At 36.1% G+C, this 21,817-nt stretch carries 17 protein-coding genes; 16 read left to right on the forward strand and 1 reads right to left on the reverse strand.

Translation table 11 applies throughout. The features are described from left to right. Positions 1–358 precede the first annotated feature (358 nt). A complete protein-coding gene (locus tag Q7P05_RS00485; RefSeq protein ID WP_303930011.1) occupies positions 359–1,723 on the reverse strand; it encodes a hemolysin family protein in 1,365 nt (454 codons plus the stop codon). Between the two features lie 483 nt (positions 1,724–2,206). On the opposite strand from Q7P05_RS00485, the gene Q7P05_RS00490 reads away from it, so the two are divergent. The 16 genes from Q7P05_RS00490 to Q7P05_RS00565 all read left to right on the forward strand — a co-directional run bounded on the left by Q7P05_RS00490 (position 2,207) and on the right by Q7P05_RS00565 (position 21,671). Beyond that, on the forward strand, positions 2,207–2,806 hold the full coding sequence (locus tag Q7P05_RS00490; RefSeq protein ID WP_303930012.1) for a class I SAM-dependent methyltransferase: 600 nt from the start codon (positions 2,207–2,209) through the stop codon (positions 2,804–2,806). A gap of 300 nt (positions 2,807–3,106) precedes the next feature. Then, positions 3,107–4,375 carry a transcriptional regulator gene (locus tag Q7P05_RS00495; RefSeq protein ID WP_303930013.1) on the forward strand — a complete coding sequence of 423 codons (1,269 nt, stop codon included), beginning with the start codon at positions 3,107–3,109 and terminating at the stop codon, positions 4,373–4,375. A 199-nt stretch (positions 4,376–4,574) separates the two neighbouring features. Further along, entirely contained in the window at positions 4,575–6,554 is a 1,980-nt protein-coding gene (locus Q7P05_RS00500; RefSeq protein WP_303930014.1) for an LTA synthase family protein, read from the forward strand. A gap of 96 nt (positions 6,555–6,650) precedes the next feature. Next, entirely contained in the window at positions 6,651–7,406 is a 756-nt protein-coding gene (locus Q7P05_RS00505) for a glycosyltransferase family 2 protein (RefSeq protein WP_303930015.1), read from the forward strand. 66 nt (positions 7,407–7,472) lie between these two features. Continuing rightward, positions 7,473–9,494, forward strand: coding sequence for an LTA synthase family protein (locus Q7P05_RS00510; RefSeq protein ID WP_303930016.1), 2,022 nt, complete (start codon positions 7,473–7,475; stop codon positions 9,492–9,494). 105 nt (positions 9,495–9,599) lie between these two features. Beyond that, positions 9,600–10,685, forward strand: coding sequence for a glycosyltransferase family 4 protein (locus tag Q7P05_RS00515; RefSeq protein WP_005384770.1), 1,086 nt, complete (start codon positions 9,600–9,602; stop codon positions 10,683–10,685). 36 nt (positions 10,686–10,721) lie between these two features. Further along, the gene (locus Q7P05_RS00520) at positions 10,722–11,666 is read left to right on the forward strand and encodes a DUF535 family protein (RefSeq protein WP_295782509.1); all 945 of its coding nucleotides are present in this window, start codon (positions 10,722–10,724) and stop codon (positions 11,664–11,666) included. A gap of 107 nt (positions 11,667–11,773) precedes the next feature. After that, complete coding sequence (locus Q7P05_RS00525; protein WP_303930017.1) at positions 11,774–12,985, forward strand: O-antigen ligase; 1,212 nt, start codon at positions 11,774–11,776, stop codon at positions 12,983–12,985. Between the two features lie 231 nt (positions 12,986–13,216). Further along, a complete protein-coding gene (gene wbaP / locus Q7P05_RS00530) occupies positions 13,217–14,653 on the forward strand; it encodes an undecaprenyl-phosphate galactose phosphotransferase WbaP (protein ID WP_303930018.1) in 1,437 nt (478 codons plus the stop codon). After that, the gene (gene glf / locus Q7P05_RS00535; protein WP_303930019.1) at positions 14,653–15,750 is read left to right on the forward strand and encodes a UDP-galactopyranose mutase; all 1,098 of its coding nucleotides are present in this window, start codon (positions 14,653–14,655) and stop codon (positions 15,748–15,750) included. The genes wbaP and glf overlap by 1 nt, the downstream gene beginning before the upstream one ends. A gap of 57 nt (positions 15,751–15,807) precedes the next feature. Then, complete coding sequence (locus Q7P05_RS00540; protein ID WP_195186145.1) at positions 15,808–16,566, forward strand: DUF4422 domain-containing protein; 759 nt, start codon at positions 15,808–15,810, stop codon at positions 16,564–16,566. Positions 16,567–16,598: 32 nt separating this feature from the next. After that, positions 16,599–17,453, forward strand: a complete 855-nt coding sequence (locus Q7P05_RS00545; RefSeq protein WP_303930033.1) for a phosphorylcholine transferase LicD — start codon at positions 16,599–16,601, stop codon at positions 17,451–17,453. A gap of 14 nt (positions 17,454–17,467) precedes the next feature. Next, positions 17,468–18,544 carry an alanine--glyoxylate aminotransferase family protein gene (locus tag Q7P05_RS00550; protein ID WP_303930020.1) on the forward strand — a complete coding sequence of 359 codons (1,077 nt, stop codon included), beginning with the start codon at positions 17,468–17,470 and terminating at the stop codon, positions 18,542–18,544. 1 nt (position 18,545) lies between these two features. Further along, on the forward strand, positions 18,546–19,880 hold the full coding sequence (locus Q7P05_RS00555) for an adenylyltransferase/cytidyltransferase family protein (RefSeq protein ID WP_295792778.1): 1,335 nt from the start codon (positions 18,546–18,548) through the stop codon (positions 19,878–19,880). A gap of 11 nt (positions 19,881–19,891) precedes the next feature. Next, positions 19,892–20,713: a phosphorylcholine transferase LicD gene (locus Q7P05_RS00560; protein ID WP_303930021.1), complete on the forward strand. Its 822-nt coding sequence runs from the start codon at positions 19,892–19,894 to the stop codon at positions 20,711–20,713. 4 nt (positions 20,714–20,717) lie between these two features. Then, positions 20,718–21,671 (forward strand): glycosyltransferase, encoded by a 954-nt coding sequence (locus Q7P05_RS00565; protein ID WP_295792783.1) that lies wholly within the window; start codon positions 20,718–20,720, stop codon positions 21,669–21,671. Positions 21,672–21,817 lie beyond the last annotated feature (146 nt).

Genomic DNA, 21,817 nt, shown 5'->3' on the forward strand with positions numbered 1-21,817 from the left:
AGGAAAGTGTTTTTTATTATTATATTTATATTGAGATAAAATAATAAAATAGTTATTATATCTATACTCGAATAAATAATAAATTAGTTATTATTTCTATATTAGTCTTAATTATATATTTTATACAATTTAATAATACTATATTTATATGTAAACGGCTAGCCTATATGCTTAAAATAAAAGAATTATTTATATATTTCTTAGTTTTAGATGATTTTTAGATATATTGAAAGCTATGTATTTGTAGAAATAGATGATTTATTAATATTGATTAAGGAATACAAAAAAGTGAGTCCTCCACTGGAGAACTCACTCTTTATAAATTTACAATGCTCATAAGTATATGATCTAGTAGGTATTATTCTTTTTCTTCTGTTTCTTGTACTACAATAGGTTCTTCATAGGTAACAAGAATTTTATCGATACGGGTATTATCCATATCTACAACTTCAAAGGTATAGCCATTCCATTTTGCTTTGTCCAATTCTTTTGGAATGCGACCGAAAAGAACATTTAAGAGACCGCCCATTGTTTTGTACAAGTCTTTTTCTTCGCCTGGTAATTCTTCATCGATGTGGAAGAATTCTTTGAATTCATCTACGTCGAGAAGGCCATCTACAAGCCAGGAACCATCTTCGCGTTCAACGATTTTATTTTCTTCTTCCTTGATTTCTTCTTCACCGGAAGGCATGAGACCTACGATTTCTTCCATGATGTCATGTAAGGTTACAAGACCGCTGAAACCGCCGTACTCGTCGAGAACGATAGTTTCATGAACGCCTTCTGTACGGAGTACGTTCAACAATTTCATGAGGGTAATGGATTCTGGAATGAGTAACGGTTCTTTCAAGCAAGATTCAATAATATCATGAATGGAACGTTCGCTAGGACGTTGCATGATTTGTACCAATACGTCAGATACGGTAATGAGACCTTTTAATTCGTCCAAGGAATCAGTACCTACAGGGATGCGATAATGGTTGGCATTTTTGAGGACTTCCATAATTTCGTCCTCTGTACCGTTAAGGTCGATCCATTTGAGCTGCGTACGAGGTGTCATGATGTCACCAGCGTTCATATCTGCCAAGTGGAAGATATTTTCTACGAGGATAGGTTCCTCTTCTTCGTAAGCACCCATGGCAACGCCTTCGGTAAGCATTTTGTTGATTTCAGATTCTGTAACAGGCGCCTCTTCTTTCACAGTAACGCCTAGTAATTTTAAAAGAAATTCTGTAGAAACACCGAGGAAGCTAACAATAGGTTTCAATGCTACAGATAACCAGTAAATCGGTTTAGATACAACAACGGCAATGCTTTCAGGACTATTTAATGCTAAACGTTTTGGTACAAGTTCGCCAATAACGAGGGATAAATAGGTGATGATAGCAACGATGAGGAAGGAGCTAATGGATGCTGCATAGGGCTCAATACTTGGAATATTAGCTACTAAAATCTCTTCTAATGGACCAGAGAAGGTCGCACCAGAATATAAACCAGTTAAAATACCAACGAGGGTAATACCAATTTGAATAGTAGAAAACATATTATTTGGATTCTCTGCTAATTCAAAGGCTTTTTTTGCACGCTCATTGCCTGCCTCTGCCATTTCTTCGAGTTTACGTTTTTTAGCATTGACGATGGCCAATTCCGTCATAGAGAATAAGCCGTTTGCTATGATTAATACGATGATAATTATAAAATCTAAGGTCAGATCACTGTCCATGTAAGTAGACACTCCTTTTTTATGACATATCATTCTGCACATGAGAATATTAAAATATTACTCTTTAGTATACCATATTAGCATCAATAAATGTTTGACACAATAAAAGCACCCAAAAGGGTGCTTTTATTGTATACTATAGGTGTTACTGCCCCAGACTGGTAACAGAAAGGGGGTGAAAACGTGTTTGACACTTTGATTTCCTTAATAGTATCCATCGTAGCAGGTGTAACCTGTCACTACATCTGCAAGTGGCTAGATAGATACTTTCGTCAGTAACTAGCACAAAAAAAGGAGGGCCGCCACCCTCCTTTTTTGTTTGCGTGAAAACGTGTCTCACATTGACTTCCTTTGTCATATATTATGATACATGATTACCTTTAATTTGTAAATATTGCTCTAATAAGGGTATAGTATATATAAATATCAATTTAGTATTAAAAATAGGTCATACAATTGGGAATTCATGATGGGATTAGATATATGACAAGTGAACAGGAATGGGAACAGGTTTTACAAATAAAAACAGCAGGCCGCGATGATAGTCGGTCTGATACAGAGCATCATCCTTACGAGCCGACAGATTATTGCGTCCTAGAGCGGTTAGCGAATAGCGGTCATATTCGCAAGAAACATACCCTCATCGATTATGGCAGTGGTAAGGGCCGTGTTAGCATTTTTATGGCTTACCAAACGGGCTGTTACTCTATCGGCATTGAATACGATGAACGACTCTATGAAAGGGCTCTTATCAATGGTGAAAGCCCAGCTGCTCGCAATCGTGTAAGCTTTGTGCATGGTGATGCGGCTCTTTATGAATTGCCAGACCAAGTAGATCGTTGTTTTTTCTTTAATCCCTTTGCGCTCCATACGATTAAGCGGGTCTTAGGAAATATCTTTGATTCCCTGTATCATCATCCGCGGGAGATTAAACTATTTTTCTACTACGTCAACGAAGAGGTAGAAAACTTCTTGAATAACCATGTGCGATTAGAACAGGAAGAACTCATTGATTGTAGTGATCTCTTTGAAGAAAATGATAATAAGGAACGAATTTTAGTGTATTCCGTTAACTTGTTTTAGTATATTCTGTCAGCTTATTTTAATGTATTCATTCTATTTATTTTAGTATGTAAGAAACCTCAATGTTGAAGGCTTGTTTTAGTGGTTCTAAATTTGTACGACTAGGACATTATTCAAATTGAGGTTTTATTCTATTTTTAAGGAACTTTCACCTAGATTATTAAGGAAAAAGCAGATAAATTCTGATATAATAATATATTAGAGATTATAAAATCAAATTATTTTTTATGGTTCTATACATTGATTCGTATGCACTAAGTTAGTGGATAGGGCTGAGTGTATTGAAGACTGGAGGTACCCGTGGAAATCATCGATACAGCATTGATTGAACGTATTCGCAAGGCCTTAATTAAACGTTATGATCGAGATCAACAGATCCAACAAATGATAGAAGAAATCGGTGCCGAAGAGGGACTCAACGAGTCTGAATTAGCTATCGTTTACCAAGCTTATTTAGAGGTTAAGGAACGCGTTTATTACACATCCTCTCTCGTAGATTTATGGAATCAAATTGAAGAGGTTCAAAAACGGATGTCCATGTTACATACCTATGATTCTCTTGAAGAGGATTTATTTGGCAATGTGTTAGGCGACGATCAAGATGATATCATCATTGCTGATAAATCGTATCTTGGTAAGGGTGCTAGTCATAATAACGACGTGTACGCTATGGAACAGGTCCAATTATCGGATATTCCTGCGCAGCATGACTCTACAGTGGGCATGAACCATATTAAATTGAACGTATTGCATTCTATGGGCGGTCTTTTTACAGGATCTGGTGAAAGCTCCCAACATGAGATATCGGACCTTGATGAAGACATTGTAGAGCATATGGATGTAAATCCACTAGACGGTGTGGAAAGCTTAGAAATTCATCACTTAGATGAAGAAAATCCGTTTGATACAGAAAATTCTGTGTTGCTTTCAGAATCTAAGAATACAGAAAAATCTCGTAATAGCAAGAATAATACTAATCAAACAGATAGTATTACATCTAAAAATGATAAGGTATCTAATAAATCCTCAGATGATATGGATGAGGACGAAGAGTATTTGTCTTCCATTGATCCATATACAGCAGTAAATGCTTTATTATTCGGTAAGTCTGGCTTAGATTCAGATAAAGCCAATAAGAAGATGGAAAAGCTTCTTAAAAAGCAATTGAAACGCGTAGATGATGAATGGGCGCGTATCAATGGAACTGACGATACATCTAAAAAATCTAAGGATTATAAAAAATTCAAAGAAGATAAGAAATCTAAAGGTGACAAGAAACCCAAAGAGGATAAAAAGTCCAAAGATGATAAAAAGTCTAAAGAGGATAAAAAGTCTAAAGAGGATAAAAAGGACAAAAAACATAAAAAGTCTAAGAAAGACAAACATTCTAAATCCGAAGATAAGTTAAAGAAAAAGAAAGACAAGGCTGAAAAGAAGCTTAAGGTCTTAAATGACAAGTTAAAAACCGTCTTTTTAGGCGATACTTTCAGTAAAAAAGATAAGAATAAAGACAAGAAAAAGGATAAAAAATCCAAAAAGGATAAATCTGAAAAAAAGCAAAAACGATAGTTTCTGTATGGAATAGTAAGGCCTCTGAACAGAGGTCCAAGGAGAGTACTAGTGCTAAAAAATCGGCAAGTGCTGGAACTATCGACCGCGGATGCGGTAAATGCAAGCGATGTAAGGGATCTAAATGTAAGAAATATCCAACATAATTATAGTTAGGTAATATAGAGTAGTTACGTTATATGAAGAACAGTAGGGGTTAATGATGAACCGATGGCAACGATTATTTGAAGGCATAAAGACAGAGATTAAGATGTTTATCTTTTTCTCTGCTTTGTTGACTGCATTTAGAATCGTGTTTCTTGCAGTATTTCAATCACAGCTAGCATCTGTGACGATGGAGAATATCCTTACGTCCTTATGGCTAGGCTTTAGATTGAGTCTCAAGACAGTCGGTTCTTTATGTTTACTAGTCTTTTTAGGGGGCACATTGGTACATACCTTTGTACCTAAATGGCCGTCCTTACGCATTAAACAGGTTGTGTATTCCATAGCAACTGTACTGTTGACCTTCCTATTTTTAGGCCGCATTCCGTTCTACAAAATATTCAATTCCTCTTATAATGCGATGCTCATTAATGGTAAAAATGATGATATCAGCGCCATTATCAATACAGCCATCAATGAATATAATGCGTTGATGTATATCGTTGGGGCCGTAGTATTGAGCGCAGCCCTTTGTTATTTCCTCGTTAAATTCTTGTCGTGGGGTACAAAGAAATATAGTGATTACGCTGATACTCAATTAGTTTGTCCTACTTGGTATCCAAAGACGAAGAAAACGCAGTGGATCACAGGTATTGGATTGACTGTAGCTATCGGTATACTAGGTCTATTCTTTAGATTTGGTGGTGCTTTTAACTATACGAATTCCATTAACTGGGAAAGTGCGGCACGCCTCAGTTCTAATTTGTTAAACGAGACCATCCTCGACGATGTGCAGGCTCTTTATCGTGTTAAAAGTATTGCAAAACGCGCGGATGAGTTAGAGGTTATCAACTTAACTCCTCAAGAATTGAGTGAGAAAATCAGTGCCATTGGTGGAACATTTAATGGTAAGGATTTTGATGGTTCTTTCACAAGAACTATTACGACAGAGCGTTTAGCGGAGCAACCACAGTCTATCAATATCGTTCTCGGTGAATCCTATGGTTTGTGGCCGTTCCTCTCTGAATACAACGAACCTGGTGCGTACCTCGTTGAACAAGGTCGTAAATACGCTGCCAGTCCTCAAGCGATGAGCACGCAGCTCGCTCTTGCCCAAGGTACAGGCACGATGCCTGCTATCAATGGTTTACTTACAGGTATGCCTGACACAGGTCTATATCCTAATTACGAAGGTGAAAGTTTTAAACAACCGTATGGCTTAGGCATTGGCTCTGTTATGAAAAAGCTAGGCTATAAAACTGTATTCTGGTACGGCGGATTTAGTACATGGCAAAACGTGAAGAACTTCACCTTGTCTCAAGGCTTTGACGAATTCCACGATGCGTCTGAAATGCCTAGCGAAGACAGCAATGCCTGGGGTGTAGGCGATAAAGACTTGTTTAAAGCGATTTCTGCGTATATGGATCAACATAGAGGGGAAAAAATCCTCAATGTCATCATGACCACCTCTAATCATCCGCCGTATAGCATCAATGTAGCTAAGGAAGGGTATGATGTGAATAAGGTAAAAGGCCATTTACCTGATACAATTGCAGAAACTGACAAGCAATTGAACGAAATGGGTCATATTTGGTATGCAGACCATGTGATGGGCGAGTTTATCGCCAGTGAAGAAAAAGCAGATCCATCAGCGCTCTTCGTTATCACTGGGGACCATAGCGAACGATTTACCTTTGCTCGTGAAGTAGGTCCTAATGTGGCGTCTACGATTCCGATTATCTTCTATGGTCGCGGTATTCATAAAGACTGGCTTGCTCCTAATGCGTTTGGCATGAGCATTCAAATTATTCCAACCTTGGCAGAACTAGCGGGTCGACCTGGTCAAACCTATGAAGCGATGGTGCCAAGCTTGTTTACACAAGAGGAATTTGTCTTTAACCATAGACTATATCTAGATAACAGTGGAAAAGTTATGGAACAAGGCACAAATATGCCTCAAGCCTATGGGGATGTGATTAAGAACATGCGCGAACTCGCGGCATGGCGTATTAAGCACGGGGATAGTATTCAATAATTTTTGTATATGATACATATGGTAGATATCATATTTGTATCTACCATATGTATCTACATAGTAAATTAAAGGGATTTGTAAGTTAAAGGATGATCTATGAGCACTGTGACGGCTATTATCTTAGCTCGCAACGAAGAAAAACATATTGTAGATTGTATTAAAAGTATTCAATTTGCTGATGAAATATTAGTTATTGATGATGGAAGTACAGATCAAACGGTACCTCTTGCTACTAACTTGGGGGCTAAAGTTATACCACATCCTCTGAATGGAGATTGGTCACAACAACGGAGATTTGGTATATCTCAAGCAAATTCTGAATGGATTCTATTTATAGATTCGGATGAGCGTGTATCTCCTCAATTAGCAAAATCAATCCAAGAATCTATTAAAGGAGAGCCAAAGGCTTATTGGCTACGAAGATATAATTTATTCCATCACAATCCAGCTACTCATGGCGTAGTAAGACCTGATAAGGTTTTGAGATTAATGCCTCGTGAAGGGGCTACAGTGGAGGGGGCAGTCCATGAGACTTTTATTAGTCCTTATCCACAAGCTACATTAGAAGGTAAATTGTATCATTACACTTATGATAACTGGCATCAGTTCTTTGAAAAGTTCAATAAATACACTACAGCAGCGGCCAACAAGTACAAGGAACAAGGGAAATCTTGTAGTTTTTTAGGGGATATTATATTGCGTCCAACATGGGCATTTTTTAAGATATATATTTTGCAAGGCGGCATATTAGATGGAAAAATAGGTTTTCTATTATCTATCTACCATATGATGTATACCATGACGAAATATGTAAAATTATATTATTTAAACAAATCTAATGGGCAATTATAATCAGTAATTTAGTATAGTAGATTACTATGGAGAATTATTGTTCTTGACGTAGATATGGAAGTATAAATGAGTGAACAATTTTTTCTATCCCTACAACAAAATATAAAACTAATGCTTTGGGCTCCTATATTGAGCACCATCTTTCGAATCATATTCATGTTTGTGTATAATCCTTATCCCACATGGAAGGGACGCTGGAAATCTGTATTAGGTTCATTGCGTTACGGCTTCTGGTGGGGCATGGATTTTGATGCTTATGTATTCTTATTACCCTTAGTATTGGTGACGCTCCCTGCATTATTATTTGATGGGTATCACCAAATAGAAGATACTGTACGGTTAGTGGGATTAACTATTTATTCCTGCATACTTTATGCAGCTTTTGCAGGAAAAATGATTTTTTATAAGCATTTCCATGATACGTATAACTATATGGTTCATTATGGAAATCATGCAGAGAAACGTAATTTGATTGATGTATTCTTTAATCAAGATCGAGGAATTCTCGTCATTTTAGGCTTGATTCCTATTACGTTTATATCCTGGTACATGGGAGATTTCTTCTTATCCTTGCCATCTATACCTTATCCAACTATTGAAGGAACTTGGCCTACTGTAGCTTGGAATATAGGTCTTGTGGCTGCCTCCGTTTTGGGATTTTATTGGTTCCGCTATGGTGGAACCTTATCTCATGATGATAAACCAGAATGGGATACGATTCCTACAGTGGTAAAAGAGGATATATTCTTTGCTCGTGCTACAGTGCCAGATCTATGTGCCTTAGAAACGGTGCTAAAACATCCCCTTCGTGATGAATATACCGCATCTGCTGAGGACATTGATGACGCAATTCACCGTATTGTTCCTAAGGAATATAAAGATTCTTGGCAGGATTTGAATACACCGCTTCATGCATTCAAGCGCGTTGCATCAGGTCCTCGTATTGATAAACCACAACATATATTCTTTATTGTTGGTGAAAGTATCCCACAATGGTCTCTTGATAAACCTTATAAGGAACTTAATATATGTCCTGGTTTATGGGATTTTAAAGATAATCCACATACGGCACAAGTACCTAATTTCTTGCCTGCCGGTAATGTATCTCGTCCATCCATTGTGAGTCTGTTATCTGGTGTCTATGATGCGGGTATGGAAATCAATGAACGGGAAGCCTTCTGGCATGAACCATTGCCGACTTCTTTGGCATCTCAAATGAAGCGATTAGGTTATGATACGATTTACTGGTATGGTGGTAATGCATCGTATGGTAACTTTAATCACTTTGGTAAGGCTCAAGGATTTGACCGCGTAGAAAGTGCTTCCGTTTTTTGTGGTCCCTATGCACCTAAGACTTGGGTAGGCGTTTATGACCATGTATTTTTAGAACATATTGAAGAGAAAATCAAATCTTTAGAACATCCTACATTCCATTTTATTTATACTACATCCAATCATGGTCCTTATAAAATGGAGGATTCCTTATTAGATTATGATCCTGAACAGGTGATGCCAAACCTTGGAGATGATTTAAAATCCAACAAGAAACGCAATAAGGAATTGGCTACCTATCGCTATAGTGATAGGGCGATTTTTAACTTTGTTAATGCTATGAAAGAGGCATTTCCTGATAGTTTATTCGTTGTTACTGGTGACCACTCTAATCTATTTGGCTCTTTGAATAATACATCCTTAATTCAACGAGACTATACGTTGCGCGATACATTCTGTACGGTAGGACTATTGCAACATCCTGCTTTCACTAAGGACAGTATTACGGCATCCATTGGCACGCATATGAGCCTCATGCCTACGATCATTGAAGCCATTGCACCAAAGGGTTTTAAATATTATTCCATTGTGCCGTCCTTGTTTGATAAACAGCCCGATACGTTAGTTACGCCGTACCAGTGGATTACGCCGCATATGATGGGCGATGTTCGCATGGATTATGGTGAAAGCAACACACCGTCTTATAAACCGGTTGAGCCAATTCGGCCTATTGATAATCACGGGGATGATGCTCGTGATTGGACATTGTTGACCATGTGGCTCATTAATCATGAAGACAGTATGAATAAGTCGTAGTATAATTAAACAATAATATCTATTGATGTATATGTAACCAGTATTTCGTATACATCAATAGATGCTACTAAATGTGTATTGATATGTGTATGATAGGAGGAACCTATGTCTATAATCAATGTTGTAGGCGCCAAAATTTGGGGTGGTGGCGAACAATATGTATATGATATTTGTAAACAATTACAACAGAGACATAGGACTGCCTATATCTTAGTGGACCAATCGAATGAAGATATGCAATCTCGCTATGCTCAAGTGGGCTATGTGATGACGGCCAATCTTTATACCTTGAAGGGTTTTCTATCTGTTAATGCAGTAGCTAAACAGGTAAAAGCACAAGGGATTGATACGATTGTATGCCACTCTGGTAAATATATCTTATTCTGTATTGCCCTTAAGCAGTTAACAGGTGCTAAGTTAGTGTTTATTAAACATAATCTTGTACCTGGTAAAACAGATATGTATCATAGATGGATCAATGCACAAGTGGATGCCTTTGTTTGTGTATCTAAACTCGTTTATGACGACCTTATGACGCCTGTTATAAAGGATACTAGCAAATACCATGTTGTATATAATGGTATCGATCCGGACCGATTCCAGTCCTTTTCAGATGCAGTTCCTATGAAATCCAAGGTTAGAACCTTTGGCTATAGTGCGCGTATTACAGAACGAAAAGGTTTATATCTGATTTTAAGTGCCCTTGAACAGATTCATCAAAACAATCCAGATGTTCGATTGATTATATCTGGGGCTGGTACAGAGGATCAAATTAAAAAACTAACAGACTATATAGAAGCGCATCAAATGCATTCTTATGTTGAATTTATAGGCTTTACACGAGATATTGAAGGTTTATATAGATCAATTGATTGTTTACTATTGCCAACAATAACACGGGAGGCCTTTGGTCTCGTTATCTGTGAGGCGATGTATTGCGGTGTACCAGTCATTACAAGCAGTTCTGGGGCTCAGCGAGAAATCATAGACGATGGAGAATCTGGATTTATTGTAGATCCGCTGAACGAACACACATTACAACAGGCTATGGAACATGTGATGAGTGATGATGTAAACTTGCCGAAGATCATCACCAATGCACGACATGTTGTAGAGGAACGATTCATGGTTAATCGTGTGGCCCATGAATTAGTTACGATTATAGATAATTTACATTCCACGAATCATTGATATATTTGTAGTTATATGAGTGGATAGGAGTATGAGATGGGATATTTACAAACACAATGGCAGCGAGGCCGTAAGATTTATGGCAAACGTAGTTGGAGGGAAACTAGACGTACTTTCCTTCATACAATGCGCTCTATCCGCAATAAAGGGGAAATTGAGGCACTAGAGACCTATTTTGCAAACTATACGCCTGATCCAACCTTATTAGACCGTCAAGTTGGTTTATTTGAGTTAATGACACGATTTTTCTTGTTTAAAAGCTCAACACCACAGGAACGATTAGAGGCTATTGTTAATCATTTTGATTATTTAAAAGATGTATTTACAGACGAAGCGATTCGTGAAATGTACTCTGTAGATCCAGATAATATTTACGACGATGTTAGTCGTATGAATCGTGGCTTTATCGTATGGGAATCAGAAGACCTTGATATGGTAGCGCGCTTATATTATGGCCCTGGTCAGCGTAAAGAAGGCTTCTTAACCTTGTTACTAACCTTGGGTAAACAAGGCGTATACCATGCTAATTTCCGCTTTGGCAAAGGTTTTAATGGGGAACCTGCTATGTGGATTGGCACAATTCAAGGCTATAAAGATGGTTTAGATAATGCTAAAACAGTGACTAAAAAGATGTTTGGATATCGACCAAAAAACTTTATCATGTTCTTATTGCGCCATATTGCAGTCATCTGTAAGGTAGAATCTATTTACGCTGTTTCTGATGAAGGCTTTTACGCAAATACCCACTTAGTTCGCGGTCACCGTGCTAAGGTAGCTGAGCTAGATCCATTGTGGGAGGAATCTGGCGGTGTTGTATGTAGTGATGAACGGTTCTTCAAAATTCCATTAGAGGAATATCGTAAACCCATTGAAGAGATTAAATCACAAAAACGTAGTCAATACAGAAAACGTTATGAATTACTCGATCAATATGAACAAGAAATTCAAAATCATGTACGACCATTGTTACGAGTAAAATAATATTTATACAGCAAATAGATATTTATAAACTAAATAGATATCTATAAAGTATAGATGTTAATATGATAAATAGTAGATTGTAACTATGTAGGGGAAAAGAGGTTAGTATGCAATCTTGGATACTTAAAAATTCTGAAATGGTACTAACCGTACTTATTTCAGTTATGATATGTACGACACGGTCATCCATGGCATTAGGTAATTTACTATATGGCCTCATTATATTGATGACCTTAATAACGTGCTGGTATAGGCGACATGAAATCTCCATACCTCAATCGATACGCCAATATGGATGGGCTTATTTAGGCATGTTACTATGCGTATTGCCGTCCGCATTAATCAGCAATGATATAGCGGTGACTACTAAATATTTCTTTAATATTTGGGTTTGGAAGGTATTAGTCATCGTACCAATTCTGTTATTTATTAAAAGTTCTCGCAAATTATACGCCATATTATCAGTATTCTTTGTATATATGGGTATCGATGCTGTATCTGCCTTTGCACAGTATCTATTGGGCTATAATTTAGGTCCAGGAGGTCGTGCAGGTGGTGTTATTCATGGCTCTATGATGGGGCTAGCCATGTTGTTGACATTGGCCTTTCCATTGGCTTTAATTGCTGCTTATGATAAAGCATTTCCTTCGTATGTAAGAAAATCTGCTGTATTTTCTTTGCTTGGCATGCTATTAGGCATGTGGGGGAACCAAAGTCGTGGTTCCTGGTTATTTAATGGCATTAATGGTGCGCTCATTACATTGCGTTATTGCTTTGTAAATATTCGCTATGTATTAGTATTACTTGTAGCTGTTGTAGGTATAGGATATGCATTTAGTAGCAATCAAGCCTATGTAGCTCGTTTTGAAAGTACTTTTAATATAAGCACAGATGGTTCAAATTTGGGCCGTATCTATGTATGGGAAGCAGATAAGCAAATGATTATGGATCATCCTGTAACAGGTGTTGGTCCTGGATTATGGCAAAAAACATATAGAGAACACTATAAATTAAAACAAGAAACTCAAGATCTAGGCCATTCTCATAATAATCTATTGCAAATAGCTTCTGAATCTGGCATATTAGGCCTCATTGGATTCTTAGGATTTTCATTCTTTATATTCTGTAAATCTTTAATACATTATGTTAAATCAAGAAACCCTTATGATTTATCAATAATGGTAGGCTTTATTAGCTATTTGTTTTTGTTTGGATCTATAGATTATACATGGGGAAATTCATCGGGGATCCGCATGTTTTGGATTGTTATGGGCATCATGATTCAATTGAAAATAAATGAGAATCACAAGGCTGTTTAGGAAATATTTACGCATTATTTAATTGGTTTTTATGTCTGATTTAAATAGACTGAGAATCTCCAAAAAACTACATAAAAGATAGCTAAAATCTATGGTTTTTCATAGTTTTAAACTTTTGAATATGATACAATATAAGTAAATATTGGTACATTGTATTCGTATGTTTTAGAGGTTGTTTTCTTGAAAATTGTATTGAGAAAACAACCTTTTTTTATAGTTTGGGGTATTAGTATGAATAGTTATGGATATAATAATCACAACAAGTTGCTTGTTAGTAAATTTATAGTACTTATAGCTGATTATATTTCTATTGTGCTAGGCACATTAGCAGCTTATCATTTGCGGTTAAATTTGCCATTTTTACCGGTGAGTCCACATTTTAAGGTAGATGAAATCTATGTATATGGCATTATACCTCTTGTGTTTCTAGCCATATTACTTCTTAATAATGCATACTCAGTAGTATCTCCTTATTGGGATACGATGAAGAACCTATTCCGCAGTATCACTATTGGCGTCGTTGTATCTATTGTACTCATGTACACAGGTCATGTAATCAACGATGTATCTCGACTCTTTGTTATCTTTGCCTATTTATTTATGCTACTCTTTATCTTTAGTAGTCGTTTTATTGTAGGCAAGATTCTCTCAAAGGCAGGATATTTAAATATACCAGTCCTTCTCGTTGGTGCAGGTAAAACAGCAGAGCTCGTAAAGAAATCCTTAGATCGCATGCCAATTGCTACGTACAAGATTATTGGTTATGTAGATGATAATCCTAAATCCTCTACCATTGCTAAAGAATATCCATGTTTAGGTGCTTTTTCCGATGTTGAACGAGTTATTAAAGATACAGGTGTACAAACAGTTCTTATTTGTGCACCAGGGTTAGAACCTAAAAAGTTAGTATCTTTGATCAATCGATTGCAATTATTGGTAAAACGAGTAGCCTTTGTGCCTGAGTTATTTGGTTTACCAGCAAGTAATATTACGGCTCGGGGCATGATGGAAGAGCAAGCTGTTGTATTGCGCGTACAAAATAACTTGGCTCGCAAGTCTAACCGCATTATGAAGCGCATATTTGATATTGTAGCTACTGTATGTGGTGGCATCTTGATTTTGCCAATTTTAGCCATTGTAGCCGTACTGATTTATCTAGATTCTCCAGGGCCTATCGTATTTGGTCATAAGCGCGTTGGCCAAGGTGGTAAAGAGTTCCCATGCTATAAATTCCGCTCCATGGTGCCGAATGCACAAGAGGCATTAGAGGTATATTTGAAAGAAAATCCTGCAGCCCGTGAGGAATGGGAACGAGATTTCAAATTAAAAGATGATCCTCGTGTTACTCGTATTGGTAAATTCCTTCGCAAAACAAGCCTTGATGAATTACCTCAATTGTGGAATGTTCTCGTTGGCGATATGAGTCTCGTAGGTCCACGTCCTATCGTGCGCGATGAAATCGTGAAATACGGTGAGTATATCAACGACTTTTACCTTGTACCACCAGGGATTACCGGTGTATGGCAAGTTAGCGGTCGTAGCGATACTACCTATGAAGAGCGTGTATTAATGGACTCTTGGTATGTTCATAACTGGTCCGTGTGGATTGATATTGTATATCTTTTGAAAACTGTGTTGGCTGTCGTTAAATCGAAAGGGGCCTATTAATGAAATACGATTATTTAGTAGTTGGGGCGGGCCCATTTGGTGCTGTATTTGCCCATGAGGCGCACAAGCGTGGTAAATCTGTACTTGTTATCGATCGTCGTAATCATATAGCAGGTAATCTGTATTGTGAAAGCAAAGACGATATTAACATTCACGTGTATGGTGCGCATATTTTCCATACCTCCTTAAAGCATGTGTGGGATTATGTGAATCAATTTGCTGAGTTCAATCACTATGTAAATAGTCCTGTAGCGAACTATAAAGGTGAAATGTACAATTTGCCTTTTAATATGAATACATTCTCCAAAATGTGGAATATTCGAACTCCTAAAGAGGCACAGGACATCATTACCAAGCAACGATCTGCTATTACAAGTGAACCTAAGAATCTAGAAGAGCAAGCTATTAGCCTTGTAGGTACAGATATTTACGAAAAGCTCATCAAAGGGTATACAGAAAAACAATGGGGTCGTAAATGTACAGAATTGCCAGCTTTTATTATTAAACGTTTACCTGTGCGTTATACATACGATAACAATTACTTTAATGACCGTTTCCAAGGTATTCCTATGGGCGGTTATACCAAGATGATTGAACGCATGTTAGAGGGTATTGAAGTTCGTTTAGGCGTAGACTTCCTCAAACATCGTGATGAATATGAAGCCTTGGCAGATACGATCATCTATACAGGTCCTATTGATGAATACTTTGGTTATTCTGAAGGAGTTTTAGAATATCGTGGCCTTCACTTTGAAACAGAACGTCTTGAAGAGGAAAATCATCAAGGTGTTGCCGTTGTGAACTATACAGAAGGCGACATTCCGTATACTCGTATCATCGAGCATAAACACTTTGAATTTGGTACACAACCTGTTACATATGTAACTAAAGAATATCCAAAAGACTGGAAAATCGGCGAAGAAGCCTATTATCCAGTGAACGATGTAAAGAATTTAGACCTTTACGCAAAATATGTTAAAAAGGCTGAAACGATTTCCAATGTTATCTTTGGTGGTCGTTTAGGGGAATATAAATATTACGATATGGATAAGGTTATTGCTAGTGCCTTGGCATTAGTAGAAAAAGAGTTAGCCTAATTTTTCATATGGTAAGTAGATAGACTTGAGAGACAACACTCATGTAGGAGAGTACTAGTGAATATTAAGATTTTAGTAGCTACACATAAGCAATATTGGATGCCAGAGGATTCTGTATATATGCCAATCCATGTAGGTAGAGAGGGCAAGGCTGATATTGGTTATACCGGCGATCATACGGGGGATAATATTTCCTCAAAAAATGCAAATTACTGCGAATTGACAGGCCTCTATTGGGCTTGGAAAAACCTTGATGCGGACTATATCGGCCTTGTTCATTACAGACGATACTTTACACGCAAAGAGGTGCGTTCCGTAGAGGACAAAAAGAATCAAATTCTTACAGGTCCAGAATGGGAAAAACTACTTTCAGAGTATCCTGTTGTGGTAGCAGATAAGCGTAAATATTATATTGAATCTAACCGTTCTCACTATAATCATGCCCATCACAGCGACGGCCTTGATGCGGCAGAGCAAATCATCGCTGAAAAATATCCAGAATATAGCGCTGCTTTCACAAAGGTTTGTAATCGCACATGGGCGCACATGTTCAATATGTTTGTTATGCGCCGAGACCTATTTGATCAATATTGCGAGTGGATGTTCTCCATCTTGGAAGAGATTGAACATCGCGTCGATATTTCCAATTACGATACATACGAAGCTCGCATTTATGGTTTTGTAAGCGAAATCTTGCTCGACGTATGGATTGAAGCTAATAACATCGACTATAAAGAACAAAATGTATCCTTTATGGAGCCTCAAAATTGGTTGAAAAAAGGTGGCTTATTCTTAAAAAGAAAATTCTTTAAATAATAGACCTATTTGTATTATGGAGAAATTTTTTGATGCGAGAAATTGGTTTTTCGGAAATTAAGCGTGTCGCTTTAGATATTTTAAAAGATGTGGCACATTTTTGTGATACACATGATATTCGATATGTATTAGCCTATGGAACGATGTTGGGGGCTGTTAGACATAAAGGTTTTATTCCATGGGATGATGATATTGATATTATGATGCCACGGGATGATTATAATCGCTTTATTAAGACATATAATGAGCATAACTCAAGATATCAGGTATTTTCTATTGAAAATGATGACACTTATACCTATACAATGGCAAAGGTATTCGATCAAGAAACAGTTATGATTGATAATACATTGTGGCGTAATTTTGATAAAGCAGGTGTATTTATAGATATTTTCCCAATTGATGGGTTACCGGATGAAACACAGGCACAACAAAAAATATTTAGACATCAACAACTTTTAAACTTGTTATTCCATGGGTCTTCTATGAAGTTTACATTTAGTAATCGCTATGTAGACTCTAAAGGTAGCTTTGCTAAGCTAAAAGGTTATATTCGTACATTCTTGAAATTTGGTGCCATTAGCTTAATGCATTTTTTACCAACTACAAGTTTAATTAAAAAGATTAACCAAGATGCACAACAGTATCCATTTTCAGATGCGAAATATATAAGTGTTCTCGTTGACTGTGCAAGTGGTAATAAACGAGAGGTCTATGAAAAGACCTTGTTTGATAATAGAAGTTTATATCCTTTTGAGGATACTGAGTTTTGGGGACTTACAGATAGCGATTTCTATTTAAGTCATTTGTACAATAATTATATGGAAGCACCACCTGAAGATCGCCAGGTACCGCATCATAACTATAGAGTATATTGGAAACAATAAGAGGGGATTATATTATGAAACTATTTACAGTAGGACCAACACAAATGAGAAAGGAAATTCTTGATGTAAGACATCAACAAGTTCCTTATTTTAGAACAGCAGAATTTTCTGAAGTTATGTTAGACTCAGATAAACTGCTCAAAAAGTTTATGAATGCACCAGAAAGCTATAAATCCATCTACTTAACAGCTTCTGGTACAGGCGCATTAGAAGCTACTATTATGAATTGTATGAATGAAACTGACCATGTACTAGTTATTAATGGTGGTACTTTTGGTCAACGTTTCGTTGATTTATGTGAACTCCATGAGATCCCTCATACTGTGATTAAACTAGACGATGGCGAGGAGTTGACTGCTAAACACTTTGATGCAGTAGAAGAACAATCATTTACCTTTGTTATTGCTAATATTGATGAAACTTCTACAGCACAGTTATATGATATTAATTTATTAAGTAGCTTTGCTAAAAAGAAGCAAGCGTACTTGGTGATTGATGCAATTAGTTCATTCTTAATTGATCATTATGATATGGCTGGTAATAATATTGATGTTACTATTTTGAGTTCCCAAAAAGGACTTTGTATTGCACCAGGTATATCTCCTATTGTAATTAGTGACAGATTATATGAGGAACGTGTAAAAAATAATCACATTAAGAATCTTTATTTTGATTTCAACCAATATATAAAGAACTTTACAAGAGGTCAAACACCATTTACACCTGCTGTTGGGGTATGCTTAGAAATGAATAAAGCATTACATTTAATTGAAGAAGAAGGTTTTGAAAACTATTTATCTCGTATTGATAGTGTGGCAAAAGATTTCAGAAATAGAATTAAAGAACTACCAGTATCTCTTCCTACTTTTACTATCAGTAATGCGGTTACACCTATTCGTTTTGAACAACCAATTGCTAAAGATGTATTTACAATTTTGAAGGACAAATATGATATTTTTGTAAATCCTACGGGTGGGGTCAATGAAGACTTTGTACTACGCGTTGCTCATATTGGTGATACAACGATTGAGGATAATAAAATGCTCGTAGAAACAATGAAATCAGTCATTAAAGAGATTACAGGTAAATAATATGGTAAAAGTGATAACATATGGAACATATGATTTGTTTCATGAGGGACATTATAATCTATTAAAGAATGCAAAAGCATTAGGTGATTATCTTATTGTTGGGGTTACATCCGACTATTTTGATAAATCTAGAGGCAAATTTAATGTTCGTGATTCTTTAATGACGCGCATAGATAATGTGCGTGCTACAGGTTTTGCAGATGAAATCGTAGTAGAAGAATATTTTGGCCAAAAAATAGATGATATCAAACGTTTTAATGTAGATATATTTACTGTTGGATCTGATTGGGAAGGCTATTTTGATTATTTAAATGAGTATTGTAAGGTAGTTTATCTACCAAGAACACAAGGTATTTCTAGTACTCAAATCAGAAATTCCGAGAATGTTAGATTAGGTATTATTGGTAATGAAGTTATTTTGGACAGATTTTTAGATGAGTCTAAATTTGTTAGTGGTATTGATATTATAGGTGGGTACACAGAGACAGATGAGACTGATACTATCTATAAATCATATCAGTTTAATGATTTAGAGCAATTTTGTTCATCTGAAAAGTTACTAGATGAGGTAGATGCGGTATATATTAACATGCCTTTATCTAAACGTGGTGCGTATATTGAAAAAGCACTACAAGCTAGAAAACATGTATTAACAGAATTTCCATTTAGTAGTGACCTTGATGAAACATTACGCTTGATAGAGTTGGCGAAATCTTCCAACTTAGTATTAATGGAAGGCTTAAAAACAGCGTATAGCCCTGCTTTTAATAAGTTAATTGCCATGGCTCGTAGTGGAAAAATTGGTAAAATCTTTAATGTAGAGGCTAATTTTACACAAGTTTTAGGTGATGATTTGGCTAATCAAGTTAGAATAGCGGGTGGTAGTATTTTATCTTTAGCATCCTATCCGTTATTGGCTATCTTTAAACTCTTAGGCTTTAATTATAACCGCGTTGATTTTATAAGTCATAAGGTTGATGATGTCGATATTTTATCGAAAATTAATTTCCTTTATGATGATGCGATGGCTTCTGCTACAGTGGCTATCAATGCTAAAGCTGAGGGTGATTTAGTCATATCTGGTTCTAAAGGATATATCTATGTACCTGCACCTTGGTGGAAAACAGAATTCTTTGAAATGCGCTTTGAAGATGTAAACTTGAATCAAAAGTACTTCTATAAATTTGAAGGTGAAGGCTTACGATATGGAATTGTTGAGTTCTTGAAATGTATTAGAGAGGATTCTGAAAGCTTCTTGATGAGCCATCAAGATATAATTGAAGAGGTACGCGTCCTCCATAAGTTTGTATCTGATACCGATGTTACTGTAATTTAGTATGGGATTTGATGAGTATGCAACAATTATCTTTACGAGAAGTTCAGCTAGAAGAGTTAAATCTTCTCAAGGATTTTGACCAATTTTGCAAAAAATATAATTTAAAATATAGCTTATGTTATGGCACATTAATAGGTGCAGCTCGACATAAAGGGTTTATACCTTGGGATGATGATATTGATGTTTGCATGCCAAGACCTGATTATGAACGGTTATTAACCTTAAAAGAGCACTACGATCACGATGGATTAGAGCTAATTGCTAATCCTATCAATCATAGTTTGGATGCAACCTATGCGGCTATAATCAATAAAAATATTCCTTGTGAAAATATATATTCTAATACATTGCGTAGTAAGTATTTGTGGATAGATATTTTTCCTGTTGATGGGTTTAGTGAAGATATGTCTATCATGAAAGAAATTTATGATAAATCGATTTTTTATCAAAAAATACTTACATTAGCTAGTGCTAAGCTATTTAAGGGTAAATCTCTCATCCATGCTTTAGGCAAATTAGTTATTGTGCCATTATGCCGTTTATTTGGTAAACAACGTTGTATCGATATTATGGATCGATTGGCTAAATCCTATGATTATATCACCTCAGAGCATGTTGGTGTAATTGCATGGGGCGAAGGTGTAAAGGAACGATTACCTAAACAAGATTTTGAAAAGATGACTACCATTGAATTTGAAGATCAATCATTCTCTGTTATGTCTTGTTGGAGAGAATACCTGGACAATATGTATGATGATTATATGCAGATGCCTCCTGAGGACCAACGCTGTGGACATAATATTGTTGCTTATAAGATAGAGCGAAAGGATTGAGTATATGGAGCCATTAATTTCTATTATTGTTCCTATTTATAATGTTGAACAGTATGTTGATAAATGTATTCAATCAATACTTAATCAAACCTATCAAAATTTAGAAATTATTTTAGTCGATGATGGGGCAACCGATTGTAGCGGTTCTATTGCAGATTCTTATGCGGCGAAGGATAAACGAATTAAGGTTTTTCACAAAGAAAATGGTGGGCTTTCCGATGCTCGTAATTATGGTTTAGATCATGTTACGGGAGACTATATTTTATTCGTTGATAGTGATGATTTTATAGAAAATACAATGTGTGAAAGATTATTTACTGTAGCGAATAGTATCAATGCTGATATGGTTTCCTGTAATTATTATATCTATAGAGGCGATGATGATATAAGTATACACACTATGTCTGTTCAAGATGATAAACGAACTTTTACAGGCATGGATATGTTGAGATATTATCTATTAAAAACTGAACCATTCGATCTCAATGTAGTATGGAATAAACTTTTTAAATCTGAGTTATTCAATGGGACAGTACTAGTTCGTTTTCCAAAGGGGAGAGTTCAAGAGGATAATTTTACTATTTTCAGGCTATTTTTAAATGCTAATACTATAGTAACAGTAAATGAACCCCTTTATTATTATGTACAACGCGCTGGTAGTATAATGGCTAATTTCAGTAGACGTTTTATGACAGATACAGTAGAGTCCCATATATATATGAGTGATTATATTATGAATCACTGTAGTAGTGTAAAGAATGAGCTGCAACTGTATCTTTTAAATTCCTATGTGGAATTGTCTCGTAGAGTTTGTGCAAATAAATGTAAGAAAGAGTACAATGATTTACTAACTCAATATAAACACTATGTATTAGCTCATACAGTTGATACTAGCCATAACCCATTGTGGAAATGCAAACAATATATAAAGAGGGTATTGGTTAAATTGTATTATTAAATATAAATTATATATATTTGTAAGGTTGTATATTATATATGATTAAAACCCATAGAGATTATCTTGATATTTTTAGATTGATAATACTATGGGGTTTTCTCTAATTATGAAAGCATGATTAGTAAGGTTTGATAGATATTAATGTT

The sequence above is a fragment of the Veillonella dispar genome (genome assembly GCF_937975875.1).
In the GTDB taxonomy this organism is placed as follows: domain Bacteria; phylum Bacillota; class Negativicutes; order Veillonellales; family Veillonellaceae; genus Veillonella; species Veillonella dispar_B.